26 protein-coding genes are annotated in these 24,291 nt (G+C 40.1%); all 26 read right to left on the bottom strand.

The genetic code is table 11. The features are described 5' to 3' along the window. Positions 1-15 precede the first annotated feature (15 nt). Positions 16-417: a DUF2802 domain-containing protein gene (locus EU510_RS00280; RefSeq protein WP_149591772.1), complete on the bottom strand. Its 402-nt coding sequence runs from the start codon at positions 415-417 to the stop codon at positions 16-18. Positions 418-434: 17 nt separating this feature from the next. After that, entirely contained in the window at positions 435-932 is a 498-nt protein-coding gene (locus tag EU510_RS00275) for a chemotaxis protein CheW (RefSeq protein WP_002959294.1), read from the bottom strand. A gap of 24 nt (positions 933-956) precedes the next feature. Then, on the bottom strand, positions 957-1,751 hold the full coding sequence (locus EU510_RS00270; protein ID WP_149591771.1) for a chemotaxis protein CheW: 795 nt from the start codon (positions 1,749-1,751) through the stop codon (positions 957-959). A gap of 3 nt (positions 1,752-1,754) precedes the next feature. Further along, positions 1,755-2,525: a ParA family protein gene (locus EU510_RS00265; protein WP_149591770.1), complete on the bottom strand. Its 771-nt coding sequence runs from the start codon at positions 2,523-2,525 to the stop codon at positions 1,755-1,757. A 12-nt stretch (positions 2,526-2,537) separates the two neighbouring features. Continuing rightward, entirely contained in the window at positions 2,538-3,497 is a 960-nt protein-coding gene (locus EU510_RS00260) for a flagellar motor protein MotB (RefSeq protein ID WP_149591769.1), read from the bottom strand. A 1-nt stretch (position 3,498) separates the two neighbouring features. Continuing rightward, the gene (locus EU510_RS00255; RefSeq protein WP_149591768.1) at positions 3,499-4,263 is read right to left on the bottom strand and encodes a flagellar motor protein; all 765 of its coding nucleotides are present in this window, start codon (positions 4,261-4,263) and stop codon (positions 3,499-3,501) included. Continuing rightward, positions 4,256-5,422, bottom strand: a complete 1,167-nt coding sequence (locus EU510_RS00250; protein WP_149591767.1) for a chemotaxis response regulator protein-glutamate methylesterase — start codon at positions 5,420-5,422, stop codon at positions 4,256-4,258. The genes EU510_RS00255 and EU510_RS00250 overlap by 8 nt, the downstream gene beginning before the upstream one ends. 56 nt (positions 5,423-5,478) lie before the next feature. Continuing rightward, a complete protein-coding gene (locus tag EU510_RS00245; RefSeq protein ID WP_149591766.1) occupies positions 5,479-7,659 on the bottom strand; it encodes a chemotaxis protein CheA in 2,181 nt (726 codons plus the stop codon). 15 nt (positions 7,660-7,674) lie between these two features. After that, on the bottom strand, positions 7,675-8,448 hold the full coding sequence (locus EU510_RS00240; protein WP_149591765.1) for a protein phosphatase CheZ: 774 nt from the start codon (positions 8,446-8,448) through the stop codon (positions 7,675-7,677). A 17-nt stretch (positions 8,449-8,465) separates the two neighbouring features. Continuing rightward, on the bottom strand, positions 8,466-8,849 hold the full coding sequence (gene cheY, locus EU510_RS00235) for a chemotaxis response regulator CheY (RefSeq protein WP_008132609.1): 384 nt from the start codon (positions 8,847-8,849) through the stop codon (positions 8,466-8,468). 40 nt (positions 8,850-8,889) lie between these two features. Further along, complete coding sequence (locus EU510_RS00230) at positions 8,890-9,600, bottom strand: RNA polymerase sigma factor FliA (protein ID WP_033012732.1); 711 nt, start codon at positions 9,598-9,600, stop codon at positions 8,890-8,892. Positions 9,601-9,626: 26 nt separating this feature from the next. Beyond that, positions 9,627-10,487, bottom strand: coding sequence for a MinD/ParA family protein (locus tag EU510_RS00225; RefSeq protein WP_002959312.1), 861 nt, complete (start codon positions 10,485-10,487; stop codon positions 9,627-9,629). Beyond that, positions 10,480-11,961 carry a flagellar biosynthesis protein FlhF gene (gene flhF, locus EU510_RS00220; RefSeq protein WP_149591764.1) on the bottom strand — a complete coding sequence of 494 codons (1,482 nt, stop codon included), beginning with the start codon at positions 11,959-11,961 and terminating at the stop codon, positions 10,480-10,482. The genes EU510_RS00225 and flhF overlap by 8 nt, the downstream gene beginning before the upstream one ends. Positions 11,962-11,982: 21 nt before the next feature. Continuing rightward, positions 11,983-14,094 carry a flagellar biosynthesis protein FlhA gene (flhA, locus tag EU510_RS00215; RefSeq protein ID WP_149591763.1) on the bottom strand — a complete coding sequence of 704 codons (2,112 nt, stop codon included), beginning with the start codon at positions 14,092-14,094 and terminating at the stop codon, positions 11,983-11,985. Between the two features lie 72 nt (positions 14,095-14,166). Then, a complete protein-coding gene (gene flhB, locus EU510_RS00210) occupies positions 14,167-15,297 on the bottom strand; it encodes a flagellar biosynthesis protein FlhB (protein WP_149591762.1) in 1,131 nt (376 codons plus the stop codon). A gap of 9 nt (positions 15,298-15,306) precedes the next feature. Beyond that, the gene (fliR, locus tag EU510_RS00205) at positions 15,307-16,086 is read right to left on the bottom strand and encodes a flagellar biosynthetic protein FliR (protein WP_149591761.1); all 780 of its coding nucleotides are present in this window, start codon (positions 16,084-16,086) and stop codon (positions 15,307-15,309) included. Positions 16,087-16,088: 2 nt separating this feature from the next. Next, the gene (gene fliQ / locus EU510_RS00200; RefSeq protein WP_002959325.1) at positions 16,089-16,358 is read right to left on the bottom strand and encodes a flagellar biosynthesis protein FliQ; all 270 of its coding nucleotides are present in this window, start codon (positions 16,356-16,358) and stop codon (positions 16,089-16,091) included. A gap of 40 nt (positions 16,359-16,398) precedes the next feature. Then, a complete protein-coding gene (gene fliP, locus EU510_RS00195) occupies positions 16,399-17,139 on the bottom strand; it encodes a flagellar type III secretion system pore protein FliP (RefSeq protein WP_149591760.1) in 741 nt (246 codons plus the stop codon). A 4-nt stretch (positions 17,140-17,143) separates the two neighbouring features. Next, positions 17,144-17,527 carry a flagellar biosynthetic protein FliO gene (fliO, locus tag EU510_RS00190; protein WP_149591759.1) on the bottom strand — a complete coding sequence of 128 codons (384 nt, stop codon included), beginning with the start codon at positions 17,525-17,527 and terminating at the stop codon, positions 17,144-17,146. Continuing rightward, positions 17,524-17,922, bottom strand: coding sequence for a flagellar motor switch protein FliN (gene fliN, locus EU510_RS00185; protein ID WP_002959332.1), 399 nt, complete (start codon positions 17,920-17,922; stop codon positions 17,524-17,526). The genes fliO and fliN overlap by 4 nt, the downstream gene beginning before the upstream one ends. 20 nt (positions 17,923-17,942) lie before the next feature. Then, complete coding sequence (gene fliM, locus EU510_RS00180; protein WP_149591758.1) at positions 17,943-19,034, bottom strand: flagellar motor switch protein FliM; 1,092 nt, start codon at positions 19,032-19,034, stop codon at positions 17,943-17,945. Positions 19,035-19,043: 9 nt separating this feature from the next. Further along, on the bottom strand, positions 19,044-19,574 hold the full coding sequence (gene fliL / locus EU510_RS00175; RefSeq protein ID WP_149591757.1) for a flagellar basal body-associated protein FliL: 531 nt from the start codon (positions 19,572-19,574) through the stop codon (positions 19,044-19,046). A gap of 57 nt (positions 19,575-19,631) precedes the next feature. Then, positions 19,632-21,593 carry a flagellar hook-length control protein FliK gene (locus EU510_RS00170; protein ID WP_149591756.1) on the bottom strand — a complete coding sequence of 654 codons (1,962 nt, stop codon included), beginning with the start codon at positions 21,591-21,593 and terminating at the stop codon, positions 19,632-19,634. Between the two features lie 89 nt (positions 21,594-21,682). Next, the gene (gene fliJ / locus EU510_RS00165) at positions 21,683-22,129 is read right to left on the bottom strand and encodes a flagellar export protein FliJ (protein ID WP_149591755.1); all 447 of its coding nucleotides are present in this window, start codon (positions 22,127-22,129) and stop codon (positions 21,683-21,685) included. After that, the gene (gene fliI, locus EU510_RS00160) at positions 22,129-23,463 is read right to left on the bottom strand and encodes a flagellar protein export ATPase FliI (RefSeq protein ID WP_149591754.1); all 1,335 of its coding nucleotides are present in this window, start codon (positions 23,461-23,463) and stop codon (positions 22,129-22,131) included. Before fliI ends, fliJ begins: the two co-directional genes overlap by 1 nt. 18 nt (positions 23,464-23,481) lie before the next feature. Then, a complete protein-coding gene (gene fliH / locus EU510_RS00155) occupies positions 23,482-24,288 on the bottom strand; it encodes a flagellar assembly protein FliH (RefSeq protein ID WP_149591753.1) in 807 nt (268 codons plus the stop codon). Positions 24,289-24,291: the final 3 nt, after the last annotated feature.

Below are 24,291 nucleotides of genomic sequence, written 5' to 3'. Positions count from 1 at the left end.
ATAACTAAAAAGGCGCTAAGCGCCTTTTTGTTTATGTAATGAAAATAGTAATTCGGCTTCTGCTCGCGGTAATTCGCACTCGCGTATGACTTCATCAAGGTCTGCACCTAACTCAACCATTTTTACAGCACGAGAGTAAATTTTAGCATCAGGATCATCGTACTTTTGCGCTGCTTGTTGTTGCATTAAATCTTGATTTTGTTGCTCAACCTCAAGCACGCGCTTACCAATACTTAAGAGCCCTGTTCTAAGCTCTGATATTTCACTGCGCAAAATATGAGTTTGTTCTGAACTATCTTTAAGCTGCTGCGATACAGCATTAATTTCATTCGCTTGTTTATTTTTTAATGCAATTATTAGCGCAAGCGATATAAGTCCTACCGCTAACGCTGATATAGCTATACTAAGTAACAGCATAATTTATTTGGTAAAGCTTATATATCGCTTAACTCATCCCATTCGTCATCACTGAGTAACTTATTTAAATCAACCAAAATCAGTAATTCGTTATCGCGGTTACAAACACCTTGAATAAACTTAGCACTTTCTTCAGTACCTACATTTGGTGCACTGTCGATTTCAGAGCTGCGTAAATAAACCACTTCAGATACGCTATCAGCTAAAATACCAATAACTTGCTCTTCAGCTTCGATAATTAATATACGAGAATTGTCAGTTGCATCAGCAGCTAACAAACCAAAACGTGCACGTGTATCAATAACTGTAACAACGTTGCCGCGTAAGTTAATAATACCAATCACATAAGAAGGTGCACCTGGTACAGGGGCTATTTCAGTGTAGCGCAGTATTTCTTGAACTTGCATTACATTTACGCCGTAAGTTTCTTCTTCTAACTTAAACGTAACCCACTGTAAAATTTCATCATTATTATCCGCGTTTTTATTTGCTGACAGTAATTTATCTTGATTCATGCTATTACCCCGTAATGGTCATTACTACTGACGGCTATCTAAGCCTTTCTCTAATAATATATTTAAATTATCTACGTCTATCAAAGCACACATTTTTTCTTTTATAACGCCAGCAAGCCATGGGCGCTTACTTTTATTTGTACGCCATTTTACATCTTCTTTACTCAATGTAATGTTATTTATCAACTTTTCAGCCAATAAACCCCACTGGCTATCGCCTAAGATAATTAAATATTGATAATCTAGAGATGCCTCTAATTTATCATCATACTTTTCTGGCATTACCCAACGCGCCGTATCAACAACATTAAGCTTCTCTTCTCTGTTGAGCATAACGCCTTTAAACCATTTCGGCTTACCAAACAAATGATTTACTTCACCTAATTGATGTATTCCACCGAGTGCTTTTAATGGCACAGCCAAGGTCAAGCCAGCAACTTCAAAAAATAGTGCCTGAAATTCACCATCAAAATAGTCTGATTGGCTAGTAGTTACAATCTCCAGCTCTGGCTTTTCTATAGTAGTAATTGCAGGTGCTATTACTTTCTCGTCAACCACTTCATTAACTTTTTCGGTTTCAAACGCTGGCTCAGCTATTGGCTCAATTTCAACATTAAGTAAGCCATTATCAAATGTGCTCTCTGCTGCTTTTAATTGTTCTTTAGGTTTTGAATGAATATGCTTGTGTTGTGAATCATCTGGGATTTGCTCAAGTAATTTTGCAACTGGCTCAAGGTTATCTACAGGCTCATCTTCACATAACAAAGCCCCGAGGTATTGTTTCATTACTTTTTCATTAGCAAACAATTGCTTACTCATTCATTAACCTTGTTCAATTAAATATTCTAGCAGTGCTTTATATGCGTATACACCGCGTGAGCGAGGACAATACTCTACAGGTACTTTTTGTGCAAAGCTTGCATCTCTAAATTTGGTATCCACCGGTATCACACCTGGCCAAACTTTATCACCATATGTACTTTGCAATGTTTTGTATGCCTCTAGCGATGCTTTGGTACGTTTGTCGTACATGGTAGGAATTATAGTATATTGGTAATCTTTTGCTTGAGAGGATTGCATCAAATCCATAGTACGCATCATTCTATCAAGCCCTTTGAGTGCTAAAAACTCCGTTTGCACTGGCACTAAAATCCGCTCGCTTGCTGCAAGCGCATTCACCATCAGCACGCCTAAAACCGGAGGGCAATCTAAAATGGCATAATCATAATGTTCGCTTATTTTTGCAAGCGCTTTTTTTAGTATTAACCCCATGCCTGTTTTATTACCCATACTTCTGTCAAGCGTAGCTATTGCCATAGTTGCAGGTAAAATATCTAGATTATCAAGTGTTGATGGGCATAAAGCTTGAAGTATCTCTTCACTTTGCATGCTTGTTCCACGTGCAAAAATATCGTACACACTGACTTCTAAATCTTCTGAGTCAATGCCAAAGTAATAAGTGAGTGATGCATGAGGATCTGTATCTATAAGCAACACACGCTTACCTTGCAAGGCCAAAATACCAGCAAGGCTCACTGCAGTTGTTGTTTTACCAACTCCCCCCTTTTGATTAGCGACAGTCCAAATCTTCACATTACATCCTAATTACTGTTCATTGCGCGTTGTTATGCGAATACCACCATGGGGCAAACGAATTATTTTTATTGTATCGTCATCTGAAGGTAGTTCAATTTCAGGCTCGGCCACTAAAGGTTCATCAGATTGCTCATCACTTTCAATATCTTTTTTTTGTGGTAGCCCATACTTAGAAAGTGCGATAACAACCTTACGATTCTCTGCTCGCCCTTGCTCTGTGTCGTTACTTGCAAAAGGTGAGTATTGGCCATAACCTTCTATCGCCATTCTGGCAGAATTAATACCTAATGCTTCAAGTTCTACCAAAATAGACGTGGCTCTAGCTACAGAAAGCTCCCAATTTGAGCGAAATATTTCATTACGAATACTCTCATCATCAGTATAACCACGAACTCTTACATAGTTATCTACTGGGGCAATGATATCTTTAACAATCTTGACGACTTGTTTTGCCCTAGAGTGTGCCACTGAGCTACCACTTGAAAATAGCATGCCAGAGTTTAGCTCTATAATTAGCCAATCTTGGTTAAGCTCTAAACTAGCTTCTCCATCACGAATTTCATCAATAAGCGCTGACTGTAATTTAGTTAATAAGCTGTCGAGAGGCTTTCCTAGATATTTTTGTTGTATGTTACTTGTATCACTTTGACCGTCGAGTAACTCTGGTCCTTGTTCTTCTTTTAAAATACTTTCACCGTAAAGAACTTCTTGTTCAGGTGTCACTCTATCGGTCAATATCCCATTACCATTGACGCCTTCACCTTGACCAGAGTATTGGCGGGCTGATTTATCAAAAACATGTTCGAGGGAGTCTGAGAGTATTTGAAATTGCTCTTCTTTGTTAATCGCTATTGCATACAGCACTACAAAAAAGGCAAACATAATGGTCATGTAATCGGCATACGATACAAGCCAGCGTTCTGTATGTTGGCTTTTAGGAGCAGAATGACGAAGTCGTCGGCGTAACATATTATTCGTCCACTAAATTAGGACGCTCTACGCGGTAGGCTTCAAGCTTTAGTTCTATATTTACTGGGCTTTCGCCAACGCTTATTGCGATGATTCCTTCAGCAAACATTTCATGGTAAAGCATTTTTTGCTCTACACGCTGCTTTAACTTATTTGCCATAGGTAAAAACAATAAATTAGCTAAGCCAACACCATAAATGGTCGCAATAAATGCCGTTGCAACGCCCGCACCAAGCATTTGCGGGTCAGTAATAAACGACATTGCCTGTATTAAACCAAGCACGGCACCTAAAATCCCTATGGTAGGACTGTAACCCCCCATTGCTTCATAAACACGCGCAGCTTCAAGTAAACGATCGCGCTCCAGCAGTAAATCAATTTCCAGTGTGTCACGTAGCTTTTGCTCTGAGCAGCCATCTACAAGTAAGCTTAGACCCTTTGCAGCATACGCATCTGGGTGAGCCAGCGCTTCATTTTCAAGTGCTAAATAACCTTCTTGACGCGCTTTATGAGACCATCGTTTAACTTGCTCTATTGCGTCTTCAATATCGTATTGTGGCGCAACAAAAACCCACGTGCTCATATTTAGCATTTTTTTAAAGGTACTTGCTGATGTTTGCAACATAACAGCACCAAGCGTGCCGCCTAATACAATTATAAGGGCTGGACCATTAAATAAAGCAGAAACCACGCCGCCTTCTAAAGAATACCCTAAACCTATTGCACCTAGTGCTACAAGTAGCCCAAATATTGAGAGTTTATCCACAACCTACCTCTCTTTTTATGCACGCTGCAACATCACTCAGTGCTAAGCTTTCACTTGAAAGCCCCGCATTAGTAATTGCTTGAGGCATACCATAAACAACGCAGCTTTTCTCATCCTGCGCCCAAATAGTTGCACCCGTTTGTTTCAACATTCTCGCACCATCGCGACCATCTGCGCCCATACCTGTTAAAACAATAGCAAGTACATCACCTTGATATGCCTTAGCTGCACTTGCAAAAGTTACATCTACGCTCGGTTTATAACTGATTCTCTCACTATGATCTTCAAATACGCGCAGAGTTCTATTACCGCCACGCCCTTCTACCATCATCTGCTGTCCACCGGGTGCTAAATAAGCAGTTCCTGGCTGTAGGCGGTCACCTTGTTGTGCTTCTTTAACTTTTATTTGGCACAGCCCATTTAAGCGCGCTGCAAATGCAGGTGTAAATGCAGCGGGCATATGCTGAATAAGTAAAATAGGATGAGGAAAATTAGCTGGCAATTGAGTCAGTATAGTTTGCAGTGCAACAGGGCCACCTGTAGAGGTACCAATAGCTAAAAGTTGATATTGTTTTCCACTCGCTCGCATTGAGGCCACATTTGTACTTGTCGATGCAACTGGCGTAGCTCTTTGAAAGCTTCTATCAGGCTGCCTGATTTGAGTTGTTGATGTGCTTGCTCTTTGCGAGAGTGAACTTACTGTTGGCTTGGTTGAAATGACTGGTTTAGCTGGTGTTGCAGCTCTAAATGTTCGCGGTAAACGTCTTCGCCCTATATCTTTTACTTTACTTTGCAAAAGCTTAATTGCGTCTTCGTTATTGCGTGCAATGTCTTCGAATTTTTTCGGTAAAAAATCCATCGCGCCAGCATCTAGCGCATCAAACGTTGCTGTTGCGCCATCACGTGTAAGTGATGAAAACATTAAGATGGGCGTTGGATTACTCGCCATTATCTCTTTAACTGCACTAATACCATCAAGCACAGGCATTTCGACATCCATAGTGATCATATCAGGACGTAGTTGAGCTGCTTTTTCAACAGCCTCTCTGCCATTCACAGCAAAGCCTATAACTTGTATGTCGCTATCTTGTTCAAGTATTTCGCTAACCCTACGACGAAAAAAGCTTGAATCATCAACAACTAAAACTTTAACGGCCATTTAACTCTCTTATTAAATTTATATGTAGGTATATATTTAATATACCTACTTTATTATCAGCCTGCGTAATGTTTTAACATGTTTGGAACGTCTAAAATCAGTGCAATGCCACCATCTGAAGTTATCGTAGCACCCGCCATACCTGGCGTGCCTTGAAGTAATGCATCAAGTGGTTTAATTACAACTTCTTCTTGACCAATTAATGAGTCAACAACAAAACCTATTTGCTTGGTACCAATTTGGACAATAACTACGTGGCCATTTGCTTTTCGCTGAGAGCGATCTGAGCCCTTTACTAACCAGTGCTCAAGGTAAAATAACGGTATTGCCTTTTTACGCACAATAATTGTTAATTGCCCATCAACGACATTTGTCTTAGTTAAATCTAAGTTGAATATTTCACTCACACCGGCAAGTGGTAACGCAAATGTTTGTGAGCCAACAATCACCATTAAGGTCGGTAATATAGCCAAGGTAAGTGGTACTTTTATTTCTAAAATAGTACCTACGCCTAACTCAGATTGAATACTTACTGAACCGTTCAATTGGGTGATTTTAGTTTTCACCACGTCCATACCTACACCACGACCTGAAATATCAGATATCTCTTCTTTTGTAGAAAAGCCGGGTGCAAAAATCAAGTTATACGCTTCGGTGTCAGAAAGTCGACTCGCTTGGTCATGATCGAGCACGCCTTTACTAATTGCTATTTTTTTCAGCTTTTCAGCATCCATACCAGCGCCATCATCTTTAATGGTTAGCAAGATATGATCGCCTTCTTGAGACGCTGATAGAGTAACATTACCTGTTCTAGACTTACCTGCTGCCTCACGAACAGCAGGCATTTCAATACCATGGTCAACTGAATTTCGAACTAAATGCACAAGCGGATCGGCAAGTGCTTCCACCAAATTTTTATCTAAATCGGTTTCTTCACCAACAAGTTGTAAATTAATATCTTTATTTAAGCTGCGCGCTAAATCACGTACCACGCGAGGGAAACGACCAAATACCTTTTTAATTGGCTGCATTCGTGTTTGCATAACTGCACCTTGAATATCAGCAGTTACTACATCAAGATTAGAGATAGCTTTACCCATCGCCTCGCTATCAGAGTTAGTCGCAAGACTCACTAAGCGGTTTCGCACAAGGACTAACTCACCGACCATATTCATAATCTGGTCAAGTCGTTTTGTATCTACACGAACGGTAGTTTCTGCTGCAGGCGGCGCTGATTTTTTTGCCGCTGCGGGCGCTGCTTTCACAACAGGCTTTTCTACCGGTTTAGAAACAGGTGCTTTGGCAGGCTCTGGTTTTTTTACAGGCTCACTAGCTTTAACAACTGGTGTTTCAGGAATACTGGGCTGATTCACAGCTGGCGTGCTTTCTATTGATTTAGGTGCAGTACCTTTACCATGAAGTTCATCAAGGAGTGCTTCAAACTCGTCATCACTAATTTCATCATCTGATGAATTAACCGTGTTTGAGACTGATTTTGCTGGTTCTACAGGTACTTTGCTAGCAACATCACCAAAACTGCCGACTCCATGTAACTCATCTAATAAGTTATCAAATTCATCATCAGTAATGTCACCATTAAAATCATTGCTGCTTGCTACTGGCTTCTCAATTACAGGACCTTGTCCTTTACCGTGTAGTTCATCCAGTAAGTTTTCAAATTCGTCTTCAGTTATTTCATCAATTTCAGCATCGCTAACCAAAGGCGTTCCGCTAAATAGTCCATCAAATGCAAACGGATCTTCGTCATCAACTATGGCCGTATCAACTACTTCGTTTTGAGGTTGTTCAACTTCATTGTTCGAAGATACACCGTTACGCCCATCTTCTGTTGGAGGTAGACCTAAAATATGAAGGGTATGAAGTAATTCAGGATCTGCAGGTTCTGGTTTATCCCTATTCTGGATAGTAGCGAACATTTCATTAATGGTGTCGAGCGCTTGTAAAATAACATCCATTAATTCTGAATTGACCGTCCTCACGCCTTGACGTAATAAATCAAATACGTTTTCAGCACCATGACAAGCATCAACAAGTTCTGTCATAGCTAAAAAGCCTGCACCACCTTTTACAGTGTGAAAGCCTCTAAATATAGCGTTTAGTAACTCTGTATCTTCTGGATTATTTTCCAGTTCAACCAACTGTTCAGATAAAAGCTCTAGGATTTCTCCTGCCTCTACGAGAAAGTCTTGTAAAATATCTTCATCGACTTCAAACATGCAGTTACTCTCCTCTTAGAAGCCCAAACTTGATAAAAGATCATCGACTTCATCTTGATCAGATACAACATCGTTACGCGATTCTTTATCAATAATAGGGCCTTCAGGACCTGCTAAAGTTTGTGTGGCAACTGGTTCTTTTATTTTTTGTTGTTCTACTTTATTCACTGTGCTGTCACTATCATCTTGTTCAGCAAACGCTGTTAAAAGATGAAGTAGGCTTTCTTCTACTTCCCTAACAAGTTCTATAACACGGCGAATAACTTGGCCTGTTAAGTCTTGATAGTCTTGAGCCATTAGTACATTTGTCATTAAGCTTTGAAGCTCATCTGTTTTATGATGAGAGTTATTCATAAATTTATCGATACTGTGACAAAGTTGTTTAAACTCACCCAACTCAATTTCGCGGCTCATTAAACGATCCCATGTCGGTTTGATATGAGATATTTCATCTGCTAATTGCTGGGCTATAGGAAGACTCGCTTCCACTGCATCCATTGTTTTATTAGCCGCGCTTTCTGTCATTTCTATAACATAATTAAGCCGCTTTTTAGCATCTGGAATAGCATCGGTTGTTAAATCAGTTAAACGAGTATCAAGATCAAAACTTTTAAGGGCTTCGTGCAATTGACGGGTCAACTTTCCAACTTCAGCAAATAATTCAGACTGCTCTTGCGAGGCAGTCTCTAAAATCAACTGATTTGCTTTATCTTGCTCATCATTTTCTAAAAAAACAACGAGCTGACGAGCTTGTTCTAACGTTATTTGAGGTGCAGCTGGTGCTGGCATAAGCCTCTCCCCCATCATTAGCCTAAGCGTTCAAATACTTTTTCTAACTTAGTTTTTAATGTTCCAGCCGTAAAAGGCTTAACAATATAACCATTAACACCAGCTTGCGCTGCAGCTATTATTTGTTCTTTTTTAGCTTCTGCCGTTACCATTAATACAGGGATATGTTTTAACTTATCATCTGCACGAATTGCCCTTAAAAGGTCAATACCTTGCATTCCAGGCATATTCCAATCCGTAACTACAAAATCAAACACTTGATTTTGTAGCATAGGCAAAGCCGTAGAGCCGTCATCAGCTTCTTGAACGTTAGTGAAACCTAAATCACGTAACAGGTTTTTTATAATGCGTCTCATCGTTGAAAAATCATCAACTACAAGAATTTTCATGTTTTTATCCAAAACATCCCCCAGTGAGGTATTAACCTTTGTTTACTTACTACTAATTTATCCAGTCATTGATTTTAGCTTTGAGCTTAATCATCGCCTGACCATGTATCTGACTTACACGCGATTCACTTACATCGAGTATATGTCCTATTTCTTTTAAATTCATTTCATCGTTATAGTACAAAGAAAGCACCATTGCATCACGCTCTGGTAATGATTTAATTGCACTTAGCAAAGACTCATTAAACCGATCATTTTTAACATTATTGAAAGGCTTATCTTGCGCTAAATCTTGGCCTACGGGAGTAATAACATCCTCATCAACACCAAGGTCTTCAATACCTAGTATTTTACTTGCATTCACATCATTTAAAATATGATGGTACTCATTGAGTGAAATTTCAAGTTTTTCAGCAACTTCTGTATCTGTTGGTTCGCGATTAAGACTACTTTCGAGCCCAGTAATTGCTTCTGCAACTTGCCGACTTTTACGGTGTACTGAACGAGGAGCCCAATCACCACGGCGCATTTCATCAAGCATAGCACCGCGAATACGAATGCCAGCAAAAGTTTCGAAGCTTGCGCCTTTTGTTGCATCAAAGTTTTTTGAAGCTTCTATTAAGCCTATCATTCCTGATTGAATTAAATCATCAAGCTGAACGCTAGGTGGTAATCGAGCAATTAGATGGCATGCCACTTTTTTGACAAGTGATGCATGCTTCTCAACAATCACATTTAAGTTTTGTGTTGATTGATATCCCATAGCTCTATTCACCAATATTGTCATAATTAGCCGTTTACTAGTTTCTCAATGAAAAACTCTAAATGCCCAGATGGTTGGTTTGGTATTGGCCATTTAACTGCTTTTGTTGCCAGCGTTTTAAACGCAAGAGCGGCTGGCGAATTAGGAAATAGCTCTACTATTACTTTTTGACGACGCGTTGCTTTGCGCATATTTTCGTCATAAGGAACCGTTGCTACTAGCTCCATTGACACATCTAAAAAGCGATCGGTAACCTTAGATAGCTTTGCAAATAATTCAGTGCCTTCACGCATACTGCGGACCATATTGGCAACAATTTTAAATTTATAAACGCCATGCTCACGGCTTAATACTTTAATAAGTGCGTAAGCATCCGTGATTGATGTTGGTTCATCGCACACTACAACCATTACATCTTGTGCTGCTCGAGAAAAGCTCAGCACCATGTCTGAAATACCAGCGGCCGTATCTACAATTAAAATATCAAATTCGGTATTCAATTCGCTAAACGCACGAATTAGTCCAGCATGCTCCGATGGTGATAACTCAACCATACTTTGCGAACCCGATGTAGCGGGTACAATTTTAATACCAGCAGGACCTTCAACTAAAATTTCGTCAAGCTCACATTCACCAGACAAAACATGTGACAAATTACGCTCTACACGTAAACCAAGCATCACATCACAATTAGCTAAACCTAAGTCAGCATCCAGTACTAGTACTCTATTACCTTGCTGCCCTAGTGCAATAGCGGTATTTAGAGAAACATTTGTTTTCCCCACCCCACCTTTACCACCGGTTACAGCGATAACTTTAACGCCGTTGTTATTGTTTTGACTCATTTTGCGCAGGCCGCTTGCTTGATCTAATACTGTGTTAATCATACATCCCTACTGTACTTGGCGCCACTGCTTGATGCCTTGAATGTTGTGCTTTTGTTCTTTTTAAATATAATTGCTCAGCCTTTTTTACTAGTTTTTCAGCATTTGCAACACGAATATCTTCTGGTACTCGTTGTCCGTTAGTAAGATACCCTATTGGAAGGCGATTTTGAATGGCAATACTAATAATCTCACCCAAACTTAATGATTCATCTAACTTGGTGAAAATACAACCACTTAAATGTACTTTTTTAAAGTGGCGTACAGTTTCTTGTAATACATTCATTTGCGCTGTGGCACTGAGTACCAGGTAGTTGCGAATGTCCACACGCTGGTTGCGCATCAATGTATTTAACTGCTCAGTTAAGCGTAAATCTCGTTGGCTCATACCTGCCGTATCAATTAACACTAGACGTTTATTTCGTAAATGATATAAAACTTCAGCTAACTCATTAGCATCTTTAACTTGTTTAACACCACAACCAATAATACGGCCGTAAGTTGCAAGCTGCTCATAAGCACCAATTCTGTATGTATCCGTGGTTATTAAGGCCACTTTATCAGCGCCATACTTTTGTGCACCTAACGCTGCAAGCTTAGCAACTGTCGTGGTTTTGCCCACACCTGTTGGACCCACTAACGCATATACACCACCTTGGCGAAGTATTTCGTTATTGGTTGTTTGCATTTGATCCTCAACCATTGTTAGCAATGCTTTCCAACCTTGTTGACGAGATACATCGTCAGGTACAAAACATGCCATTTGCTGCGCGACTTCTTTATCAATACCCATGCCAACCAAACGGTCAACCATACAAGCACGAGTTGGGTCGCGACGTGCCATGTCTTGCTGCATTAAACCCGATACTTGATGTTCTAATAATTGACGAATTGCGTTCATTTCTTCACGCATTGTTGTCATTTCTTCGCTTTCATTATTTTTATTTTGTGGGCGAGTAGTTACCGGGCTATCTAAATCATCAAAGTCACGGTCTAAATCATCAAAACCTAAGCTATCGGCTTGAGTTTGTGGACGTGTCTGGGCTTCATCATCACGTGCAAACATATTTTTAGTACGTGGCTGCGCAGCAGGTTCTTGATAGTTATCAGTAGTATCAATACCCGATTGTGAAAACATAGATGCTAGTTCAGGAGAACGTGGACGCGGTGATTGACGCTCTAATAATGCTTGTAAGCTGTCAGCCACTTTTGCTTGAGGCTCAGGTTTGGCACGCTGAGGCTCTGGTTTTATAAAATTATGCATGCTTTGCTGTGGCGCTTGAGCACGAGGCTCAGCAGTACGTTGTGGTTGCACTGCTACTTTAGGGGTTGCTTTGTCATAATCAACTGCCGCTACAATTTCTACACCGTTAGCTAGCTTTTTATTTGACATAATAACCGCATCAACACCTAACTCATCTTTAACTTCTTTAAGTGCTGTGCGCATATCTTTAGCAAAAAAACGTTTAATCTTCATGGTTTAACCCCTGTTAAAATCTTATTGTTGGCCTACCGAGCTTACAATCTTGATCTGTCTTTCATCTGGTACCTCTTGATAAGACATCACTCTCAATCCTGGAATGGTGTACTTAACAAAACGAGATAACACAGTGCGTAACATTCCTGACGTTAGCAATATAGAAGGTTCCCCGGCCATTTCTTGATTTTGATGCGCTTGTGTTAATGACACTTGAAGTCGCTCTGCAAGTCCTGGCTCAATACCGGCACCTTCATCGCCTGCATTTTGTAATGACTGATGCAACATCTGTTCCAACTCAGGCGCCAAGGTTATGACGGGGATTTCTGATGACATACCCACCGCATCTTGAACAATTAATCTACGCAGAGAAATACGCACTGCAGCGGTTAATACATCAGGGTCTTGGCTGCGCGGACCATATTCAACAAGGGTTTGAACAATTGAGCGCATGTCGCGAATAGCCACCCCTTCATTTAATAAATTTTGTAGTACTTTTACAATTGCAGTTAATGGTAATACATCGGGTACGAGTCCCTCGACTAAACGAGGGTGACTTTTAGCAAGCATATCAAGCAAGTTTTGAACTTCCTCATGCCCTAGTAATAACGCTGCACTGTTGGTTAATAACTGGCTAATATGGGTTGCAACAACAGTGGCAGAATCAACTACGGTATAACCGAGTGATTGCGCTTCATCTTTTTGATCGGGTTTTATCCATACTGCATCAAGGCCGAACGCAGGGTCTTTAGTGTCAACGCCTTTAATTGGACCAAATACTTGCCCTGGATTAATCGCTAGTTCGTCGCCATGTTTGAGCTCGCTCTCACCGGTTGAAACACCCATTAACGTTATTCTGTAAGCATTAGGGTCAAGCTCTAAATTATCGCGAATATGCACAGGCGGCACCAAAAAACCAAGCTCTTGAGAAAGCTTTTTACGTACTCCTTTAATACGATTAAGTAGCTCACCACCTTGTGATTGATCTACCAACGGAATTAATCTGTAACCGACTTCTAAGCCAATTACATCAACCTGTTGAACATCATCCCAACCAAGTTCTTTTTGCTCTTGTTTATTAGCAACACCCGTAGCTGCACTTCCACCATTAGCGGCCTCTTCAGCTTCTGCGGCAGCGGTTTTTAATTTACTTTGCTGTGTGTAGTAAGCTAAATAACCCAGTAATGCTCCTAAACTTAAAAAAGCTAAATGCGGCATACCTGGCACAATACCCATGATGATCAAAATACCTGAAGCAATAAAGAGTGACTTTTCGTTACCAAGTTGTTTCTTGAATTGGTCACCCATATTGAGCGATTCATTTTGGCGTGTTACAACAATTGCAGTACCAATAGAAAGCAATAAAGAAGGAAGTTGAGCAACTAAGCCATCACCAATGGTAAGTAATGTATATACTTCCATGGCATCGCCAAAGCTCATATTGTGCTGAATCATACCTACAAACAAACCACCAACAATATTGATGATTAATATAACAATGCCTGCAATAGCATCGCCTTTCACAAATTTACTCGCACCATCCATTGAGCCGTAAAAATCAGCCTCACGGGTTACTTCCTCGCGGCGGTCACGCGCTTGCTCAGCACTAATAAAGCCAGCGTTTAAATCGGCGTCAATGGCCATTTGTTTACCTGGCATTGCATCAAGGGTGAAACGCGCAGATACCTCCGATATACGCCCTGCACCTTTAGTAATTACAACAAAGTTAATGATAATAAGGATTAAAAATACAACCAAACCAACAGCATAGTTACCACCAATAACAACGGAGCCAAACGCTTCAATTACTTTACCAGCTGCATCACCACCATTATGACCTTCAAGTAATACAACACGAGTACTGGCAACGTTAAGCGCTAAACGCATAATCGTAGCGATTAATAATACTGAGGGGAATATACCAAATTCAACCGGTTTCATCGTGTAAACAGTCACGAGTAAAACCACTAACGCGAGGGCAATATTAAACGAGAAAAGGATATCGAGTAAAAATGGTGGTAACGGTAAAATCACCATTCCCAAGGCAGCAAGCACCAGCAAAGGAGTACCTACCCCTTTGGCATAGTCTTTTTTATCTTTGTTAAGTTGTTGTAATACCGCTTTAAAACTCATAATCCTACAATTTCAAAAAATTGACACTACGTAGAATTTGCAATAACTATTCCAAGTTACTCAGTTAACGGTTTAATACTTATAGTCGTCAGGGATTGGGAGCTTATTATTAAGTTTAGTTGGACGTTTTCCGCGCCCTTTATTAAAGCGTTTAAGCTGAAATACATACGCTAAAACTTGCGCTACAGCGGTAAATAGCTGATCAGGTATTTGCTCTCCTACTTCAGCTGTATGATAAAGCGCTCGGGTCAACATGGGGGATTCTAAAATAGGTACTTCGTTACCTATTGCTACTTTACGAATTTGCATCGCCATTTCATCAATACCTTTAGCAATTACAATAGGCGCTCCTGCGCGCTCTGTATCGTATTTTAATGCTACTGAGTAATGGGTTGGATTGGTAACGATAACATCAGCATCTGGGACATCTTGCATCATACGGTTTTGCGACATTTGCCGTTGTGTTTGTCTAATACGCGCTTTTATTTGTGGGTCACCTTCGGAATTTTTATACTCATCTTTGATTTCTTGCATTGTCATTTTAAGTTGTTTGTTATGGTTGTAACTTTGAAATGGCGCATCAATGGCGGCAATAACAATTAAAGTGCACGAAAGGCCTAAAAACATCCACCCTAAAATATCTAAGGCATGAATAATATTTCCCGGTGCACTTTCTAAACTTAAATGCAGTATTTCATCAAAATAAGTATTAATTAAAAATACTGCAAAACTTGCAACCAAGCCAAATTTTAAAAGTGACTTTACAAGCTCAATAGCCGCTTGCGGGCCAAACATCCGCTTAAAGCCCTTCATTGGTGACATTTTACTTGCTTTAGGTGCAGCAGCCTCCCAGCTAAAGTTAAAACCACCGAGTAATGTGTTACCAATAAATGCAGCTAACACTATAATTAACACAAACATAGCCATGGGAAACATTAACGCGTCTGCAACCTCTCCCCATACAGCAAACATTTTAGTCGTATCAAAGGCTTCGTTACGATTTAAGCTAAGTGTGCGGCCCATTACGTTGTATAAACCTTTACCAATTTCGGGGCCATACATTAAAAGCGATATAGCCGAAAAAATAAGTACAAACATAGTACCTAGCTCTTTTGAGCGCGCAATTTGGCCTTTCTTTTTAGATTCTTCAAGCTTTTTGGATGTGGGTTCTTCTGTTTTTTCTTGTCCTGAGTCTTCAGACATACCTTTCTCCTAAGGTGAACAACCAACTAAAGTACACATAAGCTCAACCATTTTTAACCACTGAAACTCAAATTGAGTAACAAAGTTACCTAGTGTTGCCCAAATAATAATAAGCCCAGCCACTAAGGTAAACGGAAAACCAATAGAGAAAATATTTAATTGCGGTGCCGCGCGCGTCATAATGCCAAACGACATATTAATCACGAGCATAGCTGTAAGCGGAGCAAGGGAGAGTACTAATGCTGTAGTAAACATCCAGCCACCCCACGTCACTATGTCCCAGTAATGGTCTACAGACCACCACGTGCCATCAATAGGTAGCACTTGGAAACTATGCACCACCATTTGAATCATCATTAAATGACCATTAAAAGCAAAAAATAAAAGAGTCGCTAAAATAAGAAAAAACTGACCCACGGCGGGTACACTTGCACCATTAGAGGGGTCAATAACCGAAGCAAAACCTAAACCGGTTTGCATAGCGAGTATTTGACCTGCCAACACAAAGGTATTTAATAAAAGTACAGATGCAAACCCAATGGCAACACCAATCATCATTTGTTGGATAACAACTAAAATCATCTCAAACGAAAACAAATTAGTGAAGGTAGCAGGCGGCAGAACAGGCACAACAACAAGGGTTACCACAACCGATAAACCCATTTTTATTCGCGTAGGCACATTTTTAGCACCTAAACCTGCCATAATCATAATCATTGAGCTAATGCGTACCAGCGGCAACAAAAAATCGCTCAACCATTGAATAACGACAGCAAAGGGGTATTCCACATTTAACCTGCAATTTCAGGAATAAGTAATACTAGACGAGTAAAAAAGTCCATTAGCTCTTGAGTTAGCCAATGCCCACCAACAATAAGCGCACTTATGGTAATCAATAAACGAGGTAAAAAACTTAATGTTTGTTCATTGATTGACGTAGCAGCCTGAAACACCGCAACCACTAAGCCAATAATTAAGCCTGGTACTACAATTGCAGACACCAATTTAATAACTAAAAATAGTGCGTCACTAAGAATATCAACAAAAATTTCCGGTTCCATGTTGTACTCCTATTGTTGAATCATATTGATGCATTGCATACTAAGTCCCTAAACCAAAGCTTTTAGCTAGAGTCCCCATCACTAAGCTCCAACCATCAACAAGTACAAATAGCATTATTTTAAACGGCAAGGACACTATCATGGGGGAAAGCATCATCATACCCATCGCCATTAAGACCGAAGCGACCACTAAATCAACAATTAAAAATGGGATAAAAAACATAAACCCGATTATAAATGCCGTTTGCAGTTCGCTAGTTACAAAGGCCGGTATTAACACTATTAATGGCGTATCTTGTGGCGAATCGAGCTGATCGTAACCTGCGATTTTAGCGAACGTTTCTAAATCTTTTAAACGCACCTGTGAAAGCATAAATGCTTTCATTGGCTCTTTAGCCAGCTCTAAAGCTTGTACTGAAGTAACCTGCTCATTTAAGTAAGGCTCTATAGCTTGCTCATTTACCTGCTGGTAAATAGGCGACATTATAAAAATACTTAAAAAAAGCGACATACCTAATAACACTTGGTTTGACGGTGTTTGCTGCAAACCTATTGCTTGGCGCAAAATGGCGAGCACAACAATTATACGGGTAAAAGAGGTCATCATAATTATGGCAGCCGGTATAAAGCTCAACGCCGTCATAATTGCTAAAACTTGCAACGTTACTGAGTAATCTTGTGTGCCATCAGCGTTTGTTGTAATAGTAAGCGCATCAATTCCTTCTGCACTTACATTTGGTACAAACACCATAGCAAAAATAATAAGCAGCCACTTTGTCATAGGTTTAATTCTTTTTATTTTGGTTTGATTGCGGGTTTAAAAGTTTACCAAATCGTTTAGCGAGTTCAGGTAGTTCTTTTTCACTTAATGGGGTTTCTAACTTGTGTAAGTAATTAATACTGTGGGGAGTTACACCAAGTAAATGCTGAGCATTATCTATCTCAACAACCATCAGACGCTCGCGAGAACCTAAAGGTAGGCTTCTGACTACTTTAAATTCATCGCTGTTGGCTAAATTTGGATTGAGCTTTTTAACAAAAAATGCCAACACAATAATAAGTACTAGCACCATAACAAGCGACAGCACCATAGAGAGTATATCTCCAGTGGGTGTTGCCACATCTGCTTTTGAAAAAACGGCACTCGTTAAAGCAACTAATAAGCTCATCGTAATTTTTTGATCCGCTCTACTTGGCTTATCACATCAGTTAAGCGAATACCAAACTTGTCGTTTACTACAACTACTTCGCCATGAGCGATTAAAGTACCATTAACTAGCACGTCTAGAGGCTCACCAGCAACACGGTCAAGTTCAACAACAGAGCCTTGGTTGAGTTGCAGTAAGTTACGAATATTAATTTTAGAGCGCCCTACCTCCATTGAAATAGTAACGGGAATATCTAAAATAGTGTCGAGTTTTCGTTTTTCATCGCCACTCATTTCGTGCTTTGAATCACTTAACTCATCAAGCTCTGCAACGTGTGCTTCGCCACTATCATCCGGACCTTCAGCTTCTGCTAATGCTGCTGCCCATTCGTCCATTGTGTCTTGATCATCGCTCATACTTTTAACCTTTTAATCAATTACCAGTCTAAGTCTACACCGTCAGAGAGGTGCAAATCATCTTCTAGTTCTGCTAATTCTGCATCTGAGTCAATTTTCTTGCCGCCTTTGGTAAATACATGCAGCTCAGATTTAACTGAATCAGGTCGTTTAATTTTTTCACTAATTTGCAGCGCAACATTATCGCGAGAGCGACCCATTTTAGCTCTAAATGTAGGTAGTTCTTCAACAAATACGGTTATATGCTCAGGCATTTCAACCGGGATGATATCACCAGTTTTGAGTTCCATAATTTGCTTTAAGCTTAAATCAACTTCAAGTAACTGAGTTGATATTTCAACCTCTACATCCATTATTTCATCACGAAGTGCTTTGCTCCAACGCAAATCAGTATCTTCAGTATCAGATTGAACACCCGCATCTAACAGTTCTCGAATCGGCTCAAGCATTGAGTAAGGTAAAGCGATATGAAAATCCCCACCGCCACCATCAAGCTCGATATGAAAAGAGCTAATAACCACAACCTCGGTTGGGCTTACAATGTTTGCCATTGCTGGGTTTACTTCAGAATCGAGATATTCAAATGATACATCCATAACCGGTGCCCATGCTTCTTTGTAATCTTCAAAGATTATTTTAAGGAGCATTTGTACAATTCGACGTTCTGTAGGAGTAAATTCTCGGCCTTCTATTTTTGCATGGTAACGCCCGTCACCACCAAAAAAGTTATCTACCAAAATAAACACAAGTCGTGCTTCCATGGTAATCAGGCCAGTGCCTTTTAAAGGTCTAAAACGCACCATATTCAAACTGGTAGGAACAAATAGAGTATGAATATACTCGCCAAATTTAATCATTTGTACGCCGTTAATAGACACCTCGGCGGTGCGACGCATCATGTTAAATAGGCTAATTCGCATATGGCGAGCAAAGCGTTCGTTAACAATTTCCAGCGTCGGCATACGACCACGCACGATCCGATCTTGCGAAGAAAAATCGTACTGGAGCGTACTTCCCCCGCCATCTTCACCTTCGTGTATATCTTCCTCTTCAACGTCATCAACGCCATGTAATAGCGCATCAATTTCGTCTTGGGATAATAAATCGCTCACGCTAGCCCCTTATTGCATTACAAAGCCGGTAAACAATACCCGCTCAATTACTTTACTGCCTTCAACATCCATTAAGGCTTTTTGTACCTTTTCAAGTGCAGAGAAACGAAGTGTTTCTTTACCACTACTTGTACTTAACTCATCAGCTGTTGTAGTAGAAAACACGCTTAGTAGCGTCCCTTCTATAAGCGGAATATGTTTCTTGGCTGTTTCTTCATTTACTTCACCGCGTACTAATAACTGCACTTTAATTTGCACAATTCTGTCGCGGCTTGAGCCAGGTACGTTAAAGACAAATGGGCGTGGCATAGCAACATATAAAGCACTGCCCATTTCTGCTGAATCACCCGCTGCAGCAGAAGGAGCATACGTAGACATTGCAGTCTCTGCATCTAAGGTTTCAACTAGCGTATCCGAACCCGATATAAAAAAGTAACCCGCAGCCCCACCTATAATAAGTAGTACCGCTACTATAATTATTATTAGTTTCTTTTTACTTTTACCGGTTTCTTCAATTTCTAAACTTGCTTCTTCAGCCATCATGATTCCTTTAATTGCAAAGGTACTTGCTTGTTTTAACTATTATAATAGCAGCACTTAGGCATAGTAATCTATTGATGATGAAGTTTGTTGTCGAGAACTTTGTGCAGTATTATTTGCTTGCTCGTTATTTTCATCATTAACCGACTTATTATTAGCCAAATTACTTTGAGTTCCACCCTCACTTTGATCAGAGGTTTCACTACCTGATTGCCCATAAGAGATAGTGCTTTCACCAAGCTCTAGCCCCTGTTGCGCTAACATTTCACGCAAACGCGGCATTGATTGCTCAAGTGCCTCTTTAGCTTGTTGGCTTTGTACTACAAAGTTTATGTGTGCCTGTTCTGCATCGCTACGAATACGAATTTGCATGCTACCCATTTCAGGTGGATCAAGGCGAATTTCTGCTTCTTTATTATTAATGCTCAGCATTGAGCTAACGCGATCCTGTAGTAATTTAGCTGCATCACTTTTAACAATATTAATTGCCTGCATAACACCTGGGTCAATACTTACCTGCTTTACTTGTGATGTACTTTGTAATTGTTGAGTTTGTATTATTTGGGTATCAAGTAAGCTTTGATCATAACCCAATGAATCGTATTGGCTTAATGTACTCGGTTGCTGAGTATTTAAAGCGGCTGTAATTTGTGTAAATACTTGTGCTACGCGCGCCGTTGTTTGCTCTGCAGTAATATTTTTCAGCCCATCTTTTTGCATCAGCTCAGATGACTTTGCTACGCTTTCATCCTTTATAGAAGCTGTAGCAACCTTACTTAGTACAAAGTTTTCACTTGTCGATATTTTTGAGCTAACTTTTTGCGTGTCATTTACAGTACTTTGAGTGTCAGGCGCTACAAACGTTTTTGAGTCTGATTTTGCTGTATCAGCCAAACCTATTTCAATTGAAGCTTTTAATTCATTAACTGTTTGCTTAAGCACTGACAACTGCTCGCCTTTAGGCTGCTCAGCTTTAATATAAGCGTTTAATTGTGTTAACAAGCTTTGCTTTTCAGTGGTATTAAGCGTATCAATCTCAGAACTAAAAGACTGTTTAACTACGTTACCCTGTGCTTCTTCATTATCAGTAATAAATTGCGCAAGCATTTGTTTAAGGTTGGCAGTGCGATCAGTAGTCGCACTATTAGTCGAGCCGGCATTGTCTAATGTCTTAATTTGCGCATTAAGTTGCGAGCGCTGCTCAGGCGTTAAACTAGTAATAACGTTATTAGCTTTAATTAAGCTCGTATCCTTATTCATTAAAGTATCTATTGCAGCAATTTCTTCACTTTCAGATGTCTGTGAACTTGCTTGTATCATTTCTGCTTCAGCTAATAGGGAGGTCGCTGAAGATGGGGTTACTGGCGTAGGTACTGGTGTTGGCAACCCTATATTTTTTGAGTTTTTATCAACGGGTTTGCCTTGAGCTAATTGATTTTTTATATCCATTGAAATTAATTCAGCATCATCAACTATAGGGCCAATACTGTCATCAGGCTTTTTATTTATAGGATTTAATGGCTGTTCAATAGCTTCGGCAACACCACTTTTATGATACTTGCCTTCATTTAATGGTAACGAGTTCAAAGGTAGTGAGTTTGAGCTATCAATTTTTGGCCCCTTTAAGTCCGCTGTTTTAGAGTCAGCATTATCTAACTCTGTACTTTCAGTTGCTTCAAAAGGCTTATTAATCGAAGTGCTCATTGCTTGTGCTGAATTAATCTGGTTAAGCATCTCAACAGATACAAAAGTAACGTCGTCTGCTGTGTCTTCATCTCGCTTTGCACTCAGATTATCATTTTCTTCTTTTTGTTTATGCTTTGGAATGGCAATCGAATTTTCGGCTTTAGAATTTTTATTGCCTTTTAACAAAGGCTCCATAGAACTATGCGCTTCGTTTAGTTGGCTTAAAAAATCATCGCCTAAATTTCCTTCGCCATTAGCTAAGCTATTGTCTTTAAAAGCTAACAGTGAATCTTTTTCAGAAGAAACTAAAAACGAAATGTTATTCATCGCCATAAATCACCTAATACCATTACGGCAATATGCCACCGCATATCGCCAAAAGTTAAATCCCACTAAGTAATAAAGCAATTAACGTGCCTGAATTACAAAGCTTTACGACGTTGAAAAAACTGATTAGCTGAAAATTCATCTAACATTTTTTGCTCATTTTTTGCCATTAACGCATTTGCTTTGAGTTTTTGATTTTCGATTAATTTGGCGACTGCTTTAGCTTTAATTTGCTGCTTAAGCCACAGCGTTTTACGTTGAGTAACAACTTGTTTAGCGGTATTTACTGTACTTGCTTGTTGGCGAATTGCCTCTTCAATTTTAGCTATAAAAGCATGGTACTGCCCAAACCCTGCACTAGATAAACCCGACTTACCTTTTAGGTGTAACTGTTGAGAGTATTCAAGTCTAAAATCATTTAACCCTTGTAACTTTTGTTGATTTGCTTGCAAGTTTTGATTGGCTTGCAAGTAACTCATACGTAAGTTTTCTTCTTTATCATTTTCAATTTTGAGTAATAAATCGAGTTTGTTTTTAGCCATTATGCTTGTCCTAGTAACAGAGCAAGACCTTGCAGGCCATCATCGTAACTAATGACATCTCGCATACCTTGTTGTAAAAATGCATTTACTCTTGGCATCATGTTTATAGCTTGGTCGAGCATTTGATCGGTCCCTTTTTGATAGGCACCTAAAGTAATCATGTCTTTGTTTTGTTGATACATTGAATACACTTGCTTAAGCACTCGGGCTTGTTGCATGTGTGGCTCAGAAACAACTTGAGGCATAACACGCGAAATCGATTTTTCTATATCTATAGCGGGATAGTGCCCGCTGTCTGCTAAATCACGCGATAGTACAATGTGGCCATCTAATATCGCTCGCGCTGCATCAGCAATCGGATCTTGCATATCATCGCCTTCACTCAACACCGTAAAAAAGGCAGTAATTGAACCTTGCCCTTCACCGCCATTACCAGCACGCTCCACCAGCGCAGGCAATTTAGCAAACACCGAAGGCGGATAACCTTTTGTAGCGGGCGGCTCACCAACAGCAAGTGCTATTTCACGTTGCGCCATTGCGTAACGTGTTACCGAATCGAGTAACAATAATACGTTTAAACCCTGATCTCTAAAATACTCTGCAATAGTTACAGCGCTCTCACAGCCTTTTAAACGCATTAGCGGTGATGAATCAGCTGGGGCTGCAACAACAACTGAACGTTTGCGTCCTTCTACACCGAGGATTTCTTCAATAAATTCTTTTACTTCGCGGCCACGTTCACCGACTAAGCCAACCACAATTACATCGGCTTCGCTACCTCGGGTCATCATACCGAGAAGTACTGATTTACCCACACCTGAACCTGCAAACAAACCCATACGTTGGCCTTGCCCTACTGTAATTACCGAGTTAATAGCACGTACACCTACGTCCATAGGCTTAGTGATTGGTCTTCTTGAAAGCGGGTTTATAGTGTTTTGCGCAAACTTTAAATGATGCTCAGCATTAATTTTACCAAGGCCATCTAGCGGTCGACCTAAGCCATCCACCACGCGGCCTAATAAGCTCATCCCTACAGGCAAACCTAAGTTATTAACTTGGGGAATAACACGTGCACCAGGAAGCACACCAGAAATGTGGTCGTTAGGCATTAAGTACAAAGTTTGATCGTTAAAACCGACTATTTCGGCATCTACAAAGCCGTTCATGGTTTCTATTTTACATTGGCTACCAACGGGTGCACGTAAACCTCTAGCCTCAAGGGTAAGGCCAACAACACGCGTTAAAATACCGGCCACAGCAGGCGCTGGGGTTTTAATATGTTGTTGATATTGAGATAAGCGTTCGCTTAAAGGTACACGTTGAGTTGACATAACACGCCAATAAAATAGTTAGATACCACTATTATGCAAAAAACTATCCAACGTTTCTTTGACACGTGTTTTAAGGGTCATGTCGAGTGACGATTGCGCTGTTTTAACTTCACAACCACCGCGCTCAAGAGTGGGCTCTGCCATTAACTGCCAGTTATTATCAATAATGGTTTGTTCGCCGTAGCTCTCTTTTATGAGTTCTAAGTCTTCGGGGTTTAAATGGATTCGTACTTTTTCTTGCTCCGCATTAAGTGAATCAATACTTTGTTTTAACGTATGTAAAATCACATCAGGCGATGTTTTTACTTCTTGATAAATAACAGCTTCCGCTAACATGCTAGCAAGTTGTACTAATTGCTTCTCGGCTTGTTCGTCTACTTTATCTAGCGGCGTAGTTAGCCCCTCTAAAATGTTTTTTAAACTTGTTAACTGCTCTTCAATTAAAGGTTTTACATCTTCAAGGCCTTGTTTTTTACCTTGCTCTAGCCCTTCTTTGTAGCCAGCTTCTTTACCTTCACCAACGCCTTTTTCAAAGCCATCTATGTAGCCTTGCTCATGACCTTGTTTAAGGCCCTCTTCGTACGCGTCTTGTCTAATGCGTTCAAGCTCAACCATGGTAAGCGCAGGGAGTTCTGGTTCTTGTGGCTCATCAACTGGCATTTCTTCGGCTAATTCTTTTTTGTACAACTCACTAAGCGGTGTGCCGTAAGCTGTAGAGCGATTACCAAAGCTGCTTTCATCTGGTGCTACATCTGGAATAGCCCAATTTTTTAATAATTCATCTGCTTCATCAGCCCGAAGTGTGCGTCCTTTGAGTTTGCTCATAGT

This window comes from Pseudoalteromonas sp. FUC4, from assembly GCF_008370255.1.
Taxonomy (GTDB): domain Bacteria; phylum Pseudomonadota; class Gammaproteobacteria; order Enterobacterales; family Alteromonadaceae; genus Pseudoalteromonas.
The sequence above is the reverse complement of the archived record's forward strand: the minus strand, read 5'-3'. Positions and strand labels throughout refer to the sequence as shown.